Source organism: Pseudalkalibacillus hwajinpoensis (genome assembly GCF_015234585.1).
GTDB classification, from domain to species: domain Bacteria; phylum Bacillota; class Bacilli; order Bacillales; family Guptibacillaceae; genus Guptibacillus; species Guptibacillus hwajinpoensis_B.
The window spans coordinates 1-17068 of record NZ_JADFCM010000002.1; the positions used below are offsets into that span (position 1 = coordinate 1).

The 17068-nt window shown below is 36.9% G+C and carries 15 protein-coding genes and 3 pseudogenes; 13 read left to right on the top strand and 5 right to left on the bottom strand.

Annotated features, from left to right (window positions below; all coding sequences use genetic code 11):
• The 9 genes from IQ283_RS07930 to IQ283_RS07970 all read left to right on the top strand — a co-directional run.
• A partial coding sequence (locus tag IQ283_RS07930; protein WP_194219660.1) for a Fur family transcriptional regulator occupies nt 1–444 on the top strand: 444 nt, incomplete at its 5' end.
• A 1945-nt stretch (nt 445–2389) separates the two neighbouring features.
• Nucleotides 2390–2629, top strand: coding sequence for a FeoA family protein (locus IQ283_RS07935; RefSeq protein WP_194219661.1), 240 nt, complete (start codon nt 2390–2392; stop codon nt 2627–2629).
• Nucleotides 2616–3290 carry a FeoB small GTPase domain-containing protein gene (locus tag IQ283_RS07940; RefSeq protein ID WP_194219662.1) on the top strand — a complete coding sequence of 225 codons (675 nt, stop codon included), beginning with the start codon at nt 2616–2618 and terminating at the stop codon, nt 3288–3290. The genes IQ283_RS07935 and IQ283_RS07940 overlap by 14 nt, the downstream gene beginning before the upstream one ends.
• Before the next feature lie 23 nt (nt 3291–3313).
• Complete coding sequence (locus tag IQ283_RS07945) at nt 3314–4714, top strand: nucleoside recognition domain-containing protein (RefSeq protein ID WP_242057292.1); 1401 nt, start codon at nt 3314–3316, stop codon at nt 4712–4714.
• Between the two features lie 917 nt (nt 4715–5631).
• Entirely contained in the window at nt 5632–6576 is a 945-nt protein-coding gene (qoxA, locus tag IQ283_RS07950; protein ID WP_194219664.1) for a cytochrome aa3 quinol oxidase subunit II, read from the top strand.
• A 17-nt stretch (nt 6577–6593) separates the two neighbouring features.
• Entirely contained in the window at nt 6594–8549 is a 1956-nt protein-coding gene (qoxB, locus tag IQ283_RS07955) for a cytochrome aa3 quinol oxidase subunit I (protein ID WP_194219665.1), read from the top strand.
• A gap of 3 nt (nt 8550–8552) precedes the next feature.
• On the top strand, nt 8553–9167 hold the full coding sequence (gene qoxC, locus IQ283_RS07960) for a cytochrome aa3 quinol oxidase subunit III (protein WP_194219666.1): 615 nt from the start codon (nt 8553–8555) through the stop codon (nt 9165–9167).
• Nucleotides 9167–9469: a cytochrome aa3 quinol oxidase subunit IV gene (gene qoxD, locus IQ283_RS07965; protein WP_194219667.1), complete on the top strand. Its 303-nt coding sequence runs from the start codon at nt 9167–9169 to the stop codon at nt 9467–9469. The genes qoxC and qoxD overlap by 1 nt, the downstream gene beginning before the upstream one ends.
• A 559-nt stretch (nt 9470–10028) precedes the next feature.
• Nucleotides 10029–10343: a hypothetical protein gene (locus tag IQ283_RS07970; protein WP_194219668.1), complete on the top strand. Its 315-nt coding sequence runs from the start codon at nt 10029–10031 to the stop codon at nt 10341–10343.
• A gap of 108 nt (nt 10344–10451) precedes the next feature.
• Here the strand turns inward: IQ283_RS07970 and IQ283_RS07975 are convergent, their stop codons facing one another.
• Entirely contained in the window at nt 10452–11183 is a 732-nt protein-coding gene (locus tag IQ283_RS07975) for a YwmB family TATA-box binding protein (RefSeq protein ID WP_194219669.1), read from the bottom strand.
• A 138-nt stretch (nt 11184–11321) separates the two neighbouring features.
• Here IQ283_RS07975 and IQ283_RS24100 point away from each other — a divergent pair.
• Nucleotides 11322–11589, top strand: a pseudogene (locus IQ283_RS24100) (heavy metal translocating P-type ATPase); the annotation flags it as partial.
• Nucleotides 11590–12049: 460 nt separating this feature from the next.
• Here the strand turns inward: IQ283_RS24100 and IQ283_RS24105 are convergent.
• Nucleotides 12050–12265 carry a helix-turn-helix domain-containing protein gene (locus IQ283_RS24105; RefSeq protein WP_322098202.1) on the bottom strand — a complete coding sequence of 72 codons (216 nt, stop codon included), beginning with the start codon at nt 12263–12265 and terminating at the stop codon, nt 12050–12052.
• 99 nt (nt 12266–12364) lie between these two features.
• Here IQ283_RS24105 and IQ283_RS07990 point away from each other — a divergent pair.
• Nucleotides 12365–12637, top strand: a pseudogene (locus IQ283_RS07990) (transposase); the annotation flags it as partial.
• A gap of 52 nt (nt 12638–12689) precedes the next feature.
• On the opposite strand, the gene IQ283_RS07995 reads toward IQ283_RS07990, so the two are convergent.
• The 3 genes and pseudogenes from IQ283_RS07995 to IQ283_RS24110 all read right to left on the bottom strand — a co-directional run.
• On the bottom strand, nt 12690–13337 hold the full coding sequence (locus IQ283_RS07995) for a class F sortase (protein ID WP_194219671.1): 648 nt from the start codon (nt 13335–13337) through the stop codon (nt 12690–12692).
• 75 nt (nt 13338–13412) lie between these two features.
• Nucleotides 13413–14780 carry a copper amine oxidase gene (locus IQ283_RS08000; RefSeq protein WP_194219672.1) on the bottom strand — a complete coding sequence of 456 codons (1368 nt, stop codon included), beginning with the start codon at nt 14778–14780 and terminating at the stop codon, nt 13413–13415.
• A gap of 271 nt (nt 14781–15051) precedes the next feature.
• Nucleotides 15052–15237 (bottom strand): annotated as a pseudogene (locus tag IQ283_RS24110) (threonine synthase); the annotation flags it as partial.
• Between the two features lie 1140 nt (nt 15238–16377).
• On the opposite strand from IQ283_RS24110, the gene merR reads away from it, so the two are divergent.
• Nucleotides 16378–16785: an Hg(II)-responsive transcriptional regulator gene (merR, locus tag IQ283_RS08010; protein ID WP_194219907.1), complete on the top strand. Its 408-nt coding sequence runs from the start codon at nt 16378–16380 to the stop codon at nt 16783–16785.
• Nucleotides 16772–17002, top strand: a complete 231-nt coding sequence (gene merF, locus IQ283_RS08015) for a mercury resistance system transport protein MerF (RefSeq protein ID WP_194219673.1) — start codon at nt 16772–16774, stop codon at nt 17000–17002. The genes merR and merF overlap by 14 nt, the downstream gene beginning before the upstream one ends.
• Nucleotides 17003–17068: the final 66 nt, after the last annotated feature.

The window sequence follows — 17068 nt, forward strand, 5'->3', positions numbered from 1 at the left end:
ATGAATGATGTTGAGCTATTATTTTATGCAGAAAAGTTAAAAAAGAACAAGGTAAAAATAACACCGCAACGAACAGCGATTTTAAAGTACTTTTTAAGTATAGAGGCACCGACTAGTGCAGATGAACTATTCCGAAATATAAAACCCGATTTCCCAAGTATAAACAAAACCACGATAGAAAATAATTTAGAAATGTTATATAAACTTAAAGTTATTAAAAAGTTAAAACATAATAATAAATACCCAAAATATGAAATATTAACTTTGCCTGTTTATAGTTGTGAATTAATCTGCATTAAATGTGGGTTAGCTTTTGATTTAAATGAAGAAGGAACTGATATTAACACTCAATTTACCAATGTAATTGCTGGCTTTACTTCTTTAAATGTTAGTATGAAAATACAAGGTGTCTGTGCAGATTGCCAAAATAAGAAAATCATCTAAAAATATTTCAGGCGTAGGAATCAAACACTATCGGTTATGGAAATATATGGAAATAACATCAATTTGAGACAGTTCTATTATCCCTCTTTAAAAGAGTTAGATCGTTATTACCATATGTTTCCTTTTAGCATTTATTAGTCTGTATAAACTTGATTTGCCAAGATGCCTTCTGGATAGTAGCCAAATGAAGAGTCCGCTTTAATGAATCACAATGAACCTCACTAACCTGTTGTATCCGTCTACCACACTTACAGCTAGTTTTGTGATAAGTTCGACGTTGGCACTTGCCTTTCCTTGAACGATTTTGTTGAATTGCTAATACTTCGATCGTCCACTTGATGATTTTTGGATTGATCCACCTTTATTTGCTGACGGAACAGCTTGTGGGATAGGAAGAGACCTTTATATTTCGGAATTTAGTGTCATCAGTCCAATTTGTTGAAATATTGATTTCACAATTAAAGATCCAAACGAATGTTTCGAGGCTGCTGACCGATCGCCTTACGAATTTATGCCCTTGACACTTCCAGATTTCGCGCTAGATGATACAGTCTTTTGGTATTTAATAAATTTAACTCCGTTCTTGAAAGATAATGCTCAATAGGTCGACAGTAGTCTAGGCTGACCTAGTCTACTGTCGACAGTTTTCAAACATTAATCTCCTAACCTAGTGTTCGTTTCTTTTTCTATTAAGTTCTCTGTTTGTAGTTGTGTAAAAAATGTTCTTTCATATCAAAAAGTGTTAGAATACGGTTTAATTTGCAGTCGTTTTTTTTGAACCATTCCCCTTCATTTTTCCCCTTTTGAGTCAAGCGAAGGATCTGGACCATATCTAGAATCTCCAACACAGGTTCGCTGGTCGGTCGAAAGCTTTTTCGTTTTAAACAGTTATAATAACCTCATTTCTTGACCAATTGCTTTTCTAAGCAGGTACTCCAAAATGCTATATATTATGACTCTTAACATCAGTTCAATGTTCGATAGAACGTCTTTTCTCATTTCATTGGTTATCAAGTTGAACGTGTAATCCTTTTGACGTAGGGATGCGAACTTCTTTTCTGATGGAGCTTTCATTGTCAGTTTTATCTTTGCAGCACGTCACGAGTGACTGTGGAGTTTCTCCTTTTTTTAGGGTCGTCCTCGCTGTTTTCGTTTTCTTTGATGTAGTTCTTCTCTTACTTCACCTTTCATCGAATGTGAAGTTTCAAAAATTCGTCTGAATAGACACTGGTTCTTTATGGATCCCTCATCAGGTTAGTCCCTGGAGAATTTGGTATCGAAATGAATACGATTAAGTCATAGGTCCGATGCTTTCAGCACACCTTAGTTCCCTTGGCAGTACATCTTCTCTGTTAGATAATCAATCGATTCATTCGATCAAACCCACTTAATCGATCAATTGTCTTATTCCCGTTGCTTATTCAACATGAAAGGTTAAAGATCAGGAATATCTAGCATTGTATTTATCATAAGAATCACCTCGGTTTCATTATGAATCGCTTGATGGACAGCTTTCAAATCCCTTGTTTAGAAGAAAAGTCTAAACACGCGCGGATTGAAATTTTTGTTTATTCGGCATGCACTAATAGAATAAAAACGGTGCCTGTTTCCCTGGCGTTATAACGTGTTAGCACACTTGGGTCAGGCACCGTTTTTCCTTTATATCTAATCACTACCTGCTACCTGCATTCATTCGAAGGACTAATATAGCCTACCCTTAAGGCTCAGTAAATCAAGCACCTCTGAAAATCAGATGTTTAAACTAACCAACGTAGGAAGATAAAGCAAAAATACCTTTTGTTGAAGTTTCACTGTATCGAGTCTTGGGGCTTGTCTCAAAGAAAAGTATTGACATTCCACCGCGGTATTTCATACGATGAAGATATAAAGTTTCCTTAGGGAAAAATAATAGTCTTGGGTTAAAAAAGTAGATGGAGGACAAATAATGAACTTATACGAAGGAAAAAAGGGAGACAGTATACGCATTACGGGTGTTTCCGTAGAAGGAGTGATGAGAAGGAGGCTACTCGATTTAGGATTTGTTCCAGGAGCTGTTGTCGATGTAGTGAAGAAGAGTCCTCTTGGAGATCCCATTGCTTTCCGTGTAAGCCATACAACAATCGCATTGCGTAAAGAAGAAAGTATGAAAATTAGCGGGGAGTTGGTAGAGAATGACGCTAGATAAAACGTATCGAATTGCACTTGCTGGCAATCCGAATACAGGTAAAAGTACATTGTTCAATGCGTTAACAGGCTTAAAGCAACACACTGGTAACTGGGCGGGCAAAACTGTTGGCATGGCTCAGGGGAGAGTGAACTATAAGAAAAGCGACTACCTCCTCATTGATTTACCTGGAACTTATTCACTTTACTCAAAATCAACCGATGAGGAAGTCGCGCGTAACTATATTGTCTTTGAAAAGCCACATGTTAGCCTTGTTATCCTTGATGCCACATCATTGGAACGAAATTTAAATCTTGCCCTGCAAGTTATAGAGATGACTTCGAACGTCATTGTGTGTGTGAATTTAATCGATGAAGCGAAAAAGCGAGGAATTGAAATCGATGAACAGCGGCTAATGAGGGAGCTCGGAGTTCCTGTTCTCAAAATTTCTGCTCGAAATAGAACCGGATTCACTGCCCTTCTTGATACAATTGATCGGATGATTAGTGGCGAAATTAGCACATCACCGCTTGCAATTAAGTACAACAACGAAATAGAAGATAAAATCAAGCTGCTTGAACCAAACGTAAAAAAGTTAGTCGGTGATCGCTTTCCTACTCGGTGGATTACTCTTCGACTTCTTGATGGAGATACATCATTGCTTGATGAAATACAGAAATGAATGCAGGAAGAGGAGGAACCACAGTGGAAATCAGTGGTGAAAACCAAGGGAAGTCATTTAGAGCACTTCTAGATCAGGCAAGTGAACTATCGACTTCTTCATTAAGAGATGAAGTCGTGCAAAGTTTATATCAAACGAGTCAGCATATATGCAATAAAACAGTACGATTCACAAAAAGCAAACAAGACAAGAGAACGGAACGATTAGACGACATTTTTACTTCTCCGATCTGGGGTTTTCCGATTATGCTTGCCATGCTAGGTCTTGTTTTCTACCTGACAATTGCAGGAGCTAACATACCTTCTTCGATGCTTGCAAGCTTCTTTACCTGGTTAGAGGATTACGTACTGATGGCATTTACTGCATTGAACTCACCTGAATGGCTAAAAGGCGTGCTTGTCTTCGGATTATATCGCGGAACGACGTGGGTTATCAGTGTGATGTTGCCTCCTATGGCGATCTTTTTTCCAACATTCGCGTTGCTTGAAAGCTACGGATATTTACCGCGGGTTGCCTTTAATATGGATCGCTTATTTAAGAAAGTTGGCGCTCACGGGAAGCAGTCGCTCACAATGGCAATGGGCTTTGGGTGTAATGCTGCTGCTGTACTATCGACAAGGATTATTGAATCACCTCGCGAACGGATGCTGGCGATTCTGACGAATAACTTCGTACCTTGTAATGGCCGCTGGGGAACACTAATTGTCTTAGCATCCTTATTTATGGCTTCTGGATTTACAGGAGGACTTAAAACACTGGTATCTTCAGGTGTCATTGTTGGTATCGTAATCTTTGGGGTATTCACTACTTTCGTCGTTTCATGGGTTCTTTCAAAAACGATGCTAAAAGGTGTTCCTACTCACTATACTTTAGAATTACCACCTTACCGTCGTCCAAAATTTCTCGACACGGTCATTCGCTCTTCTCTAAATAAATCATATGCCGTTCTTGTGAGAGCGGTAAAAATTGCAGCACCGGCTGGAATTTTAACATGGGTGTTTGCGAATATTTATATCGGAGATACGAGTATTTTTGTTCATGGAGTGAATTTCCTTGATCCATTCGCGCAGCAACTTGGGTTGGATGGCTATATTCTACTAGCCTTTATTCTAGGATTGCCTGCCAATGAAGTTGTCCTGCCAATTCTCTTAATGGGATATTTATCAACAGGATCAATGCTCGAAATTGATAATTTAAGTGACTTAAAGAACATTTTCCTTGATCATGGTTGGACCTGGTTAACGGCATTGAACATGATGTTGTTCTCTCTGCTTCACTATCCATGTGGCACAACGCTCATAAATATCTATAAAGAAACGAAAAGTCACAAATGGACTTTTATAGCTTTCATCATTCCGACAGTGATTGCACTCGGAGTGACCTATGGCATAACACAAGTGGCTAGAGGAATGGGTTGGGTGTAGACAGCGAAAATTTGGTGAGGTGAGTTAGATATCTTTATAAAAGAATCAAGAGGGGGGATCCTCTTGATTCTTTTTTATGTGCGCCTTGTATAGGTTATAACTTGCTGGTGAAAGTCAGGCTTGGCAGTAGAAACTGTATACAATGGCAAGGGTTCTCGCAAAAGTGAATCTAAAGAAGCCGAAGGCAAAATCCCGAACTGACGAACAGAAACTGTATAACCTTTCCGACACCGCCAATAGATTTGTAAATAAGGTGGAAACAAAGGGAATCCATATATCAAAACCGCGGGCCGTATCCCGAAGCAGAAACAAACGATTGGTCATTAGGCTATAGCCTTGCTTTCCAATTTCTAAGATGGTTTAGCTACAGGATAATAGTTTAAAAAATAATTAAACCAATTATTTATTTTCACAGAAAAGAGCATTAATCAAAAATAATACCATTCTGATTTTTTTAAAGTTTAGTAGATGGGAATAAATTATGAGAACTTCTCAAATCTTTGTTGAAATTTGTGAATAAGCTAAAATAGCCCAGTTCGGCATATTTGCAATTATGATGATACTGGCTGCTCAGTAATATGTTTTTTAATTACACAAATGAAATAATCACATCCATTTCTGATTTTAAGTAAAGCGTGTTTCCTGAAAATGATGTCATAAAAACCCAATTACTATGTTTCCAATACTCAAAAAGCTTCACTTGATTTTCCAGGATAATAAAAAATGTCCAGTTTTGTTACAAAATTGTGATGGAAATTAGTCTATATTTCGAAAATATTTAAATTAGTGATGGATTCTATATTAATAATGTTTTGTTTTTTATAGATTTTGATACTATATGGTAAGGAGTTATTTAGCTCATTTTTAGTATTAACTTAATTACAGATTGCTATGTTAAGAAAGGAAGGTGAACAAAGATGTTCAAAAAAATTAAACCATTCATGCCCATAGTTGCGGGATTATCTTTACTTGTATTAAGTGGATGTAGTGATCTTATTGTATTAGATCCTAAAGGACCAGTTGCTGCAACACAACGTGATCTTATTATGCTTTCAATTTACTTTATGTTGGGTATCGTTGCCGTTGTTTTCGTCGTTTTTACATTTATTCTTGTAAAATACCGTGATCGCAAGGAATTTAATGATAAAGATTACAAACCTGATATGCATGGTAGTGTGAAGTTAGAAATTATCTGGACGATTATTCCTGTAATAATCGTAGTTGTTTTAGCAGTTCCAAATGCAATAGCACTCTATGAACTGAAAGGACAACCGGAATCAACTGCTGATAAAGAGCCAATTGTCATCCAGGCTACTGCTGTTGATTGGAAGTGGATTTTTAGTTATCCAGAGGAAAATATTGAAACAGTAAATTACGTAAATGTTCCAGAAGATTACCCCATTCTGTTTAAAGTAACTGCTGCTGATTCTATGGCTTCTTTTTGGGTTCCACAAATCGGTGGTCAGATTTACGGTATGCCAGGAATGGTTAATGATTTATTTTTACAAGCGGATGAGCCAGGAGTATATGAAGGAAGAAACTCCAACTTTACCGGGGAAGGTATGGCACATCAGGAGTTTGATTTTGTTGCTTTAGAAGAAGAAGACTATCGAAATTGGGTGGAAGAAACACAAGAAAATGAACCGAAATTAACTAAAGGCACATATGAGAAATTAATGTTGCCTGAAACCGTTGAAAAAATGACTTTTTCGTCAACGCACTTAAATATCGTAGATCATGGGCAAAATCCCGCATATGCAATGAAGATCCGTGAAAAATACGGGATAAGAGAAAAATCAGAAGGAAATGAAGATGGAAAAGTTGATGGGAATGATTCTAATGAAAGTCACTCTAACCATTAAGAAGGGAGGAAGACTAAATGATTGATTTTATAAAAGATAATTTAATCCTTGATGATCCATTGATTCTTGGAGCCAACATTTCTATTCTATTAACGGTAATAGGAATTGTTTTTGTTCTTACTTACTTTAAAAAATGGAAATGGCTGTGGTCTGAATGGATCACTACTGTTGATCATAAAAAAATAGGGATCATGTATATACTTGCCGCATTGGTAATGCTTTTTCGAGGCGGCGTGGATGCTTTACTAATGAGAGCACAATTAACAGTGCCCAATAATGCATTCTTGACCTCAGATAAATATAATGAAATTTTCACCACACACGGTACAATCATGATTATATTCATGGCAATGCCGTTCTTAATAGGATTAATGAATGTGGTTGTTCCATTACAAATTGGAGCAAGGGATGTTGCATTTCCATATTTAAACTCATTAAGTTTTTGGTCATTTATGTTTGGAGCGATTTTATTTAACATATCGTTTGTATTTGGAGGTTCACCAGATGCAGGTTGGACAAACTATGCGCCTTTAGCTATTGAAGGGAGCCCTGGACCAGGCATAAACTATTATTTGCTTGGTTTACAGATCTCAGGTATTGGTACTCTTTTAACGGGTATTAATCTAATTGTAACAATTATAAAAATGCGTGCTCCAGGTATGACATTACTGCGAATGCCAATGTTCACCTGGACGACCCTTGTCACTGCGTTTATAATTGTATTCGCGTTTCCAATTCTTACTGTCACTCTAGCGTTAATGACCTTTGACCGATCATTTGGAACGCACTTCTTTACGTTGACGGGTGGCGGTAATACTATGCTTTGGTCAAACTTGTTCTGGATGTGGGGCCATCCTGAGGTCTATATCGTCGTTTTACCCGCGTTCGGTATATTCTCTGAAGTTATTTCAACGTTTGCAAGAAAAACACTGTTTGGCTATAAATCTATGATCATTTCACTAGTAGGCATTTCACTCTTAAGTTTTCTTGTTTGGGTGCACCATTTCTTTACAATGGGAGGAAGTGCAGCCATTAATAACATATTTTCAATTACAACGATGGCAATTGCCATTCCAACAGGGATAAAAATCTTTAACTGGCTTGGTACTCTTTACAAGAGTAGAATTCAATATACCACAGCAATGCTTTGGGCAGTAGCATTCATCCCAACATTTGTAATTGGAGGAGTAACAGGTGTTATGCTTGGTATGGCCGCAGCCGACTTCCAATATCATAACTCGTACTTTCTAGTTGCTCATTTCCATTATACGTTAATTGCAGGGGTAGTGTTTGCTTGCTTCTCAGGTCTTGTATACTGGTATCCGAAAATGTTTGGTCATAAATTAAACGAGCGACTCGGGAAATGGGCTTTCTGGTTTTTTGCCATTGGTTTTAATGTCTGCTTCTTGCCGCAGTTCTTATTAGGCTTTTCAGGTATGCCTAGACGGGTCTATACCTACGTTCCAGAAGATGGTTGGACTTTATTAAACGTTATATCTTCCATCGGTGCTCTAGGGATGGGTATTGGTTTTGTGTTTATTGTATATAACATATACTACAGCTTCCGTTACGCTAAAAGAGAAACAACTGGAGATTCGTGGGACGGTCGTACGTTAGAATGGGCAACTACAACTGCGATACCCCCACATTATAACTTCGCGGTTATTCCTGAGGTTAAAAGCCTTGATACTTTTTGGTTCAATAAACAAGAAACCGGTAAAAAAGAAAAGGTTGAATATAAAGAAATTCATATGCCAAATAACGCTGGTACCCCTTTTATAATGTCGGCACTAATGTTCGTTGCAGGCTTTGGATTAGTGTTTGACCTTTGGTGGATGGCGATACTGGGTGGCTTAGGTATAATCGCATGTATGGTAATTCGCTCACTTCGCTCTCATAAAGAAGATGAAGGGTTCCATGTAAGCGTAGAAGAAATAAAAAAAACGGAACAGTCGTTCCATGAGGAGGCGTGAGTAATGGCTCATGTAAACAATGATGCAAGTCCTGACACGCCCCTGGAATATCAGTCTGAAATAGGTAGATTGAATATATTTGGATTCTGGATTTTCTTGGGCGCAGAAATGGCATTGTTCGCAACAATATTTGCAGCATACTTTGCTCTTGTCGATAGTACAGGAGGGGGTCCGCTCCCTAGTGAAGTTTTTGATATAAATGGCACAATGACTATGACCCTCCTATTGTTAACAAGTAGTTTTACTTGTGGATTGGCGATTCATGAAATGAGAAGAAATAATGTTAAGTCAATGATTGTGTGGTTGATCATCACTTTATTATTTGGCTTAGGTTTTTTATACATGGAGGTCAATGAATTTATTCACTTAGTGAATGAAGGAGCCAATCTGGGAACAAATGCATTTTGGTCATCCTTCTTTGTTTTGACGGGGACACACGGACTTCACGTAACACTTGGTATAGGATGGATGACACTAATTATTATTCAAGTATTGAAAAGAGGTTTAACACCTGATACTGCTAAAAAAGTTTTCATTTCCAGTTTATACTGGCACTTTTTAGACTTTGTATGGATTTTTGTTTTTACAGGTGTTTACTTATTAGGGTTGGTGGAATAATGGCAAATAAATCAGTAGATCATAAACACTTTCCGTGGTCACATGTAATTGGTTTCGTTATGTCTATTGCTTTAACATTTTTGGCAGTTTGGTTAGGACTTTATACAGATTTAGCGTTAAATACGGTAATTATTCTTGTGTTTGGACTAGCATTTATTCAAGCTGGTATTCAATTATTTATGTTTATGCATGTTACTGAAGGTGAGAATGGTATCTGGCAAGTTGGCAAAATGCTTTCTGCTGCTTTTATTGCATTAGTTATTGTTATTGGTACTGTTTGGGTGATTAACGGTATGCATTAAAGACGATTAAAGGAATGCTCCTGGTGGTGAAATATGCGGCGGGGAAACTCAACGAACCAGTATTTTAAATATGTTCTCTTCATCGATTGAAGATGATTTTTGATAAGTGGTAATTAACTTGCAATAAAGGGGTGCCTCCGAGCATCCCTTTATTTTACTTCATCTCTTCATAATCTCTACTTCACTATTTGTGAGATTATAAGATTCATGCTTGCATCTTATAAACTATTTTAGGGAGATTGTAAAGTGAAGAAGTATTATATAGTCGCAATAATTACTATTAAAATGTTTCATTACCTATTCAAAACATTCTTTGATTATTGACTTAATCTGATTAATGTTTTGTAGACTCTAGTTTATGTACTTTCCTGAGCATAAGTTAAGGTATACAAATTTTTAATGATAGGGTTGGTGAGGAATTTTAGTCTTTATTTCGTCATATAGTCGATGGCTCCTCTTTTAGAGTAATTCTAGAAAAATCGAAAGAACATAAATGAAGGTCTAGTGATTGGAATCCAGTTTATGATAAATAAACTGCAAATAACTTACTGGAGGGACTATGGGTAAAAAGAAACTGTTTAATATCGTATTAGTAAGTAGCCTGGTTCTTATTTGTGTTTTAGCAATCGGTAGATACTCATATATATATGAAGAAAGTATTGAACGAGGTGAAGTCATAAAAAAGGAAAGTGTCGATAATAAATTCTATGTGTTTGTTCAGCCCGAAGGAAAAGGGGAAGAAAAAAAACTGTTAATGAAGGACAAGACGGCTTGGAATCTTGTGCACGAAGGTGGCATATACGGTGTTGAATATTCCTGGTACGGGTTTAAGGAACCAACAATTGAAAAGATGGATCCAAAAGAAAGAGAATGAGTGAAAGTGTACTTATTCTCTTTCTTTTTGCTTAATACAAATGCTATTCCTAATTTTTATATTTTTTTATTATAAGCGAATTAGATTCTCCTTAATATTTTTATTTAGTTAATATTCAGAAGTTATGATTGGACTTCCTATTGTTACTTTTATACTTCCATTAGAAGGATTTGAATTTCTGTATGCAATATTTAAATTCATAAACTGATTATTGCCAAGTGGGAGTTTTGTATCCCAACGCCTAGTATAGGCAGACAACGATACAAAATTTTCTTCTTCTAAAGTTTGTATTGTTTCTCCAGAGAAACTTTTTAATAAGTTTGCTGCTTCTACCTCTATAGGTTCATTTATGCTCGTAGTACCTTCAACTGTGTAAAACGCTGTAAAGTCTTCTATCTTTGATTTGTATAAATTTGAGATTTCACTCCATTTTTTTTCATCCCAGTTGCTACCTTTTATATCGTAAGTAATACTTAAATTGTATTTATCTTTTAAAGGGAAGTATATTATGATGATTTTTTCATTAATATCCTCATTCGATGATATTCTTTCACCAATAATTTTGAAATGGTCTTCCTTAAATTGGTGCATTACCCATTTGTATCCAGTTTCTGATTTTTTGATTTCCATTATTATTTTTTTTATATCATTTTTAGTGTTATATTCTTTGATTGGCTCTTTTATATACATAGACCACTTATTTATTTCTATATTTTGTTGTTGAGCAATCTCTGTTATTTGTACTATTTCATTTTCATCAAAAAAGGCTTTGGCTTCTTTTATAAAAACTAAAATTAAAAATACACTACATATGGTTAATAAAAGAAATGGTGTTTTCATAGTTCTCAACTCCTCTCTAAAAGGTTAACCAATAAAAAATATAAATATACTTAGAGTTTAATAGTTTATTAGACTTGGTTTAATAGCGCATGCATTTTTAATGAAACTTGAAGGTTTATTGCTTTTGCAAGATCAAAAGTCTTCTCTATTATTTCAGGAGTTCTACTTGACATTGGGTTCTTACTAAGCTTTATAAATAGTATGCAATGAGTTTGGCTCTTTAAATAGGTGCAAAATTTTTTGGAGGATATTTCACTGCCAAAGAAGCTATCGTGTCTGAAGGGAAGGGGGGGGTGAAATTGATTTCTTGATGCTTTTAGCCGCATTTGGCGCTGCCATTTTGGGAGAATGGGCAGAAGGTGTTTTGTTATTATTCTTATTCAGTTTAGGACGTGCTCTGGAGCATATCACTACTTCTTTAAATTTCCAGCAAAGGAAAAAGACACTCACCGGAAAATGGAATTTTCTCTGGTGATGTTGAGAGCGAAACTGCCATACCTTCAAAAGGTTTAACGTTTGCTGGTGAAGTTAAAGTTGTTCAACTCACACCAGCGCCTAATATTAAAATTATTGTAAGAATGATTCCTTTATAAAGGTTTAGCGATACCATCTATGGTTAGGGATTGGTTCACACAACCTGTGTGAGGGTCTTGCAATTGGTGCTGTTTGACTTAGGAACTTTCTTTATCATTAGATTTATGTATCATAATTTAACTGAAGGATTAGCTATTGATTCACCAATTACTAAAAAATAAAATACGCTCAATCTAATAAACCTAGGGCTTGTGATCCCATTCATTTGTATGTGCACTGAATTTAAAAATGCAACCATTGTGATCCAACAATGCAATATGTGCGTTAGCTTATTATATCCACCCCCTTAATTTTGAAAATACCAGTTGGAACTTACCTTCCACTGGTATTTTCTTGTGGAAAAAAACATAGGGGGAAAATTTCCACAAACATTCTGAAGGAGATTTCTTAAGGTGTCGATAGACAGTCGATCTTGATACTCCTAGCTTGATTGCCACTTTAGACTTACTAAATCCCTGTTTGATTAACTGTTGAATTTCCATATACATTTCCCACTTATCCACCTTTGTTCGGCCCTCCACTGCCGTATGGGTAGAATCCTTACAAACAAGAAAGAAGATTCTTGACCCTTATAAGGGGTTAATCACTTTCAGTATACGTCTAAGGAATACAACACACGATTGGAGGAATACAGCATTAAGGGCAGCCACTCTCGCAAAGGAAACTGCCTGGATAATGCTTGCATTGAATCCTTCTTTTCTCATCTCAAGACAGAGAAGTTGTATATAAAACAGTGTAAATCAGAAAAAGACATCAAACAAGCAATTGAGGATTGCATTTATCATTATAATTACAGGCGTTTTCAAAAGAAATTAAAGCAACGCGCGCCGATTGAATATCGACACGCGTTGGCAGCGTAGTTTTTTTATAGTTTCTACTTGACAGGGGTAAGGCAAAGGGGACGTTTGGTTTTTATTGCTCGACAAGTAAACCAGACACAACCAAGCGATTCTCATGTGTACCAATGTCATCCAAGAATTCCCCAGTACAAGTAATCAGTTTTACCGTTTTTGCAGCTGTATACCCAAAGACTTTGCTGAGAGGTGCACGATCCTTCGGGTAACTCTTTTTTTCATATACTTTAAACGTTAATCTTTTTCCTTTCTCATCGGTTATATAAAAAAGGTCATCTTTATTCATATTTTCCAGATTAAAAAAAACAGCTGGGCCCTCAGTGCTGTCAACGTGACCTGCTAAAACTGCACTTCCTTTTTCACCGGGTTTTGCGCCACTCTCATACCAGCCCACATCTACTTCGGTTTTCGGTGACTCCATTTGACCGCCTGGAAGTTTACCGACTTTAATAACATTCGCTTCTACGTCAATCGAAGGAATGGAAATAGAAGTGGGGAGAATGCCTTTCTCATTCTTATTCAAAGAGGAGTCACTATCTTTGTCTTTTTCTTCAGAATTTACTTTCCCCTGTTGGTTTTCTAAATTCTGATTTAGTGTTGAGTTTGCTGGTTCGTCTTTGAATTCGGGTGATGCCTGAGGAGACTGACCGCAACCTACCATCACAGAAAGAACAAAGAGTACTGCAATTATCATCAAGCGTCTCATGATCTTTTCCCCCTTTGCTAATTGATATAAAAAGAAGAGGGGAAAGCCCCTCCCATTTTGTCATGTTTTTTTCAATTACTCGGAAGCTGTCTCATTTTTCCGTCGCACAATATATAATCCGCCTGCTACCAAAACAACAAGGGATGCCATAATGTAACCAATGTAGTCTGCAAAATCCTTATCCGTTCCACCCATACCAGTTTTAGGCATATCGGATGGCATGTCGGGTGCAAATTTATCAGGGAACTGGGTTACAATAGCACTCGATAGTGATTTAGAAATATCACCAGAATAACCGTATGCTTCATCAAATAAGTTATACGCTTCTTTATAGTCTCCAGATGCATAGGCATCAAATGAACCGATCAATTGGTTGACATGATCTTGCAGTTCTTCCGATACAGCATCTGCAGAAATTTCACCATTCGTTGCTGTTTCCATAAAGGTTGAGAAATCGGCACGATACTGGGTCAATTCATCAAGGGCAACTTGCTTGGCTTCTTCATCTTCAGCAGCAGTTGCTTTTACATAGTCGACGAAGTAACCAATATGATTTGTCCACATTGTGTTAAATTTTTCACCAGCTTCTGCACCGTAAACAGATTCTATAGCTCCTGAAAGCTTGTCTGTATTTGTAGCTAACTGAGCAGCATTTGCTTTGAAAATTTCAGCAGCTTCTTCGCCTTCAATGCCGTTTTGCATAGCAGTAATAGCAAATGCGACATGTCCAGAAAGAAGATTATTTAATGTCAAACGAAGGTCAGCTGCAGGTGTGACTGCCATCTGATTATCGAATTTTTCTGGGAATTGTGCGGTAATCGCACTGGAAAGTCCCTTTGCTGTCATATATAAGTGATCTCTTGCTTTAGCTTGTGTGCTAAACGCTTCTTCATAATTTCCAGCATCAAAAGCATCAAACGTGCCAATTAATTGATTGACATGTTCTTGTAGGCCAGACGCTAAGGCTTCAGCTTCAACTCGGCCTCCTGTTGCTTTTTCAAGAAATGCCGAAAAGTCTTTTCGATATTGTGATAATTCATCAAGCGCTTCCTGTTTTTTTTCATCATTTTCCTCAGCAGTTCCCATTACGTATTGAACGAAGTAGCCAACATGGGCATCCCACATATCATAGTACGCTTCCCCGGCTTCTTCACCGTAAACTGATGCAATTGCATCAGACAAATCTTGGGTATTCTGATCAAGTTGCGCTTTTGCTGCTTCCAAGTCTTCCGCTCCTTCAATACCCTTACGCATGGTAATAATAGCTAAATTTCCATGTTCAGATAACAATGTACCTAAAGTAGCTCTGAGATCCACCGCATCCGTGCTAACTGTAGGCTGTGAATTTCCTTCATGATTTTGAGCGCTTGCATACCCTCCAAAAGACGGAACCATTATAGCGGCGCTCAATGGTACAATAGCTAATGTTTTTTTCCAATTCATTTTAAAGCACTCTCCCTTTTCTTATGATTTCACTAAGCTAACGAAACTAAGATAGATTTAGATCACAAAAAAAGAAATTTAAAATAAATTTATAGACATCATTTTAGTCTTCATCTGACCAGCCAATCGTAGCATTCGAAACTCTTTGTAGAAACGTTTTTTAAAAAAAGAATAATCAAAAAAAGCGCGAGGGGAAATTCTATTAGCGAAAAGTTTAAATGCCATTTTATTTTCTATAAGGAGGAGTATATGTAGTCACTGCTGGGACTGCCATTAGAAGCGTACCATTACCAACAGGAATAATTAATGTATCGGGCGCACCATTCATCTCCTCGTAAATTACCTAGGCATACGTTTTTGTTCCTTCATAAAAGTAAGGATTATATGCGTAAAAAACTTCTTCTTCTTTTACCCCTTGTTGGGCAGATTCTGCAATATCTTCTCGTGCCCCCTGAATTTACTTGATTACAAAGAGAGGCAGGAAGAAATTGAGAGCCCTTTTGTTTAAAGTAGCTATGCCTTTAGGCTGGGCTGATAAATCCCCATTGTTGAAAGCCTCTACTAGCGGGGAACAATTTACTGCTTGTATGGCAATAATTTTCGGCATTTTATCAATTAAGCCATTAACAAATAACTCATTAAACCCATAGAATGCACCTCCCAGCTGCACAAATTCCAGACCACCTAATCGATTTTAAAAAAGCGATTAGCCTGGGTATGAGAAAATGGTTTTGAGTACAATGCTCGCCAGATCTTTCATTGGCGTTAAGAGGCGTGGCTCAATGCGGCTAACCTTTTCTAAGAACGAGACTAGACCCTTACTTTTTGTATTAGCGTTGTCACCTAATGAAATATAGGTGCCCACTCCCAGGTTTCCTCTCAAATTTTAAAAGCTGTATGCGAAACTAATGGTGATTTTATTACTATTGAAGAAGATAAAATTCTGAGTGCAACGCGAAACTTAGTGATAAAGGCTTTTATGTTGAAGTGACAACAGCCGTAAACTATGCTGGCATTTAAAATATAAGAAAGAACCAGAAGAAAAAATAATCGTACCTCTTTGTGATTGCACTGTGACTAGCTGCTACCTTACCCTATATTTTTGATAATTATAAAACTTACGCTGTGGGAGATGGCCCAATATTGAATATGACTTAGAAGTGATCGCTAAGATGAATGTGGATTATATCGTCATCGATGGAGCAGAAGGAGGAACGGTTGGTGCACCGCCTACACTTGAAGATGATTTTGTCTTCCGACACTTCACTCTTTAGTGAGAGCTGTTGATTGGCTTTACGAACATAATTTGAAGGAAAAGTACCAGATCATAGTTTCTGGAGGATTGACAACTCCTGGTCATTTCTCTTAAAAGCACTGGCACTTGAGCAACTGCAACTCCATACTTTAATGTGTGGGACAAGAAATTTCGACTTTTTTAATTTATAAACAAACCAAATTGAGACATTATTTTTCATGAACGATTTCAATATAAACTAACCTAAATATTACAGTTGGTTAATTTAATAAAAGGCATCTTTTACACTTGACCCTGTACTATGGTACAGGGGTTATTCTATGTATGGAGGTGATGATGATGATGGGATATCAAATAAGCGAATTAGCTAACCTTTGCGACGTCAATAAAGAAACGATACGCTATTACGAACGGAAGGACTTAATACCTGTTCCATTTCGGAATGAGTCAGGATATCGGATATACGATGATCATTCCATTAAACGTGTGAAATTTATTAAACGAATGCAAGAGCTGGGTTTTTCATTGGACGAAATTCACAAATTACTAGGCGTAGTGGATAAAGATGATGTACGCTGCCAGGATATGTATGAATTCGTAGCATTGAAAGAAAAGGAAATTGAGAAAAAAATAAACGACTTGGCTCGGATTCAACATCTCCTTATTGATTTAAAGGAACGATGTCCCAGTACAAAGGATCTTCATGAGTGTCCTATTATAGAAACACTAATTATGTATGAAGAGGAATAAGACTTTTATTACCGGCGTAGTAGGTATAATCATTGCCCTTATTTGTTGTACGACTCCAGTATTAGTTATTTTACTAGGCACTGTTGGACTCGGTGCATTAACTGGCTATTTGGATTACGTTTTGATTCCCGCATTAGTTCTATTTATTTTAATAACGGTCTTTTCCTATCGTAAAAGAACTAAAGCTTCCAATGAAAAAGAAAATTGTTGTTTGTAGGTTATGGTGTTAAGAGTTCTTGCGAGCCAAGCTTAAATAAAGAATAAATATGAGGAGGAACTTTGA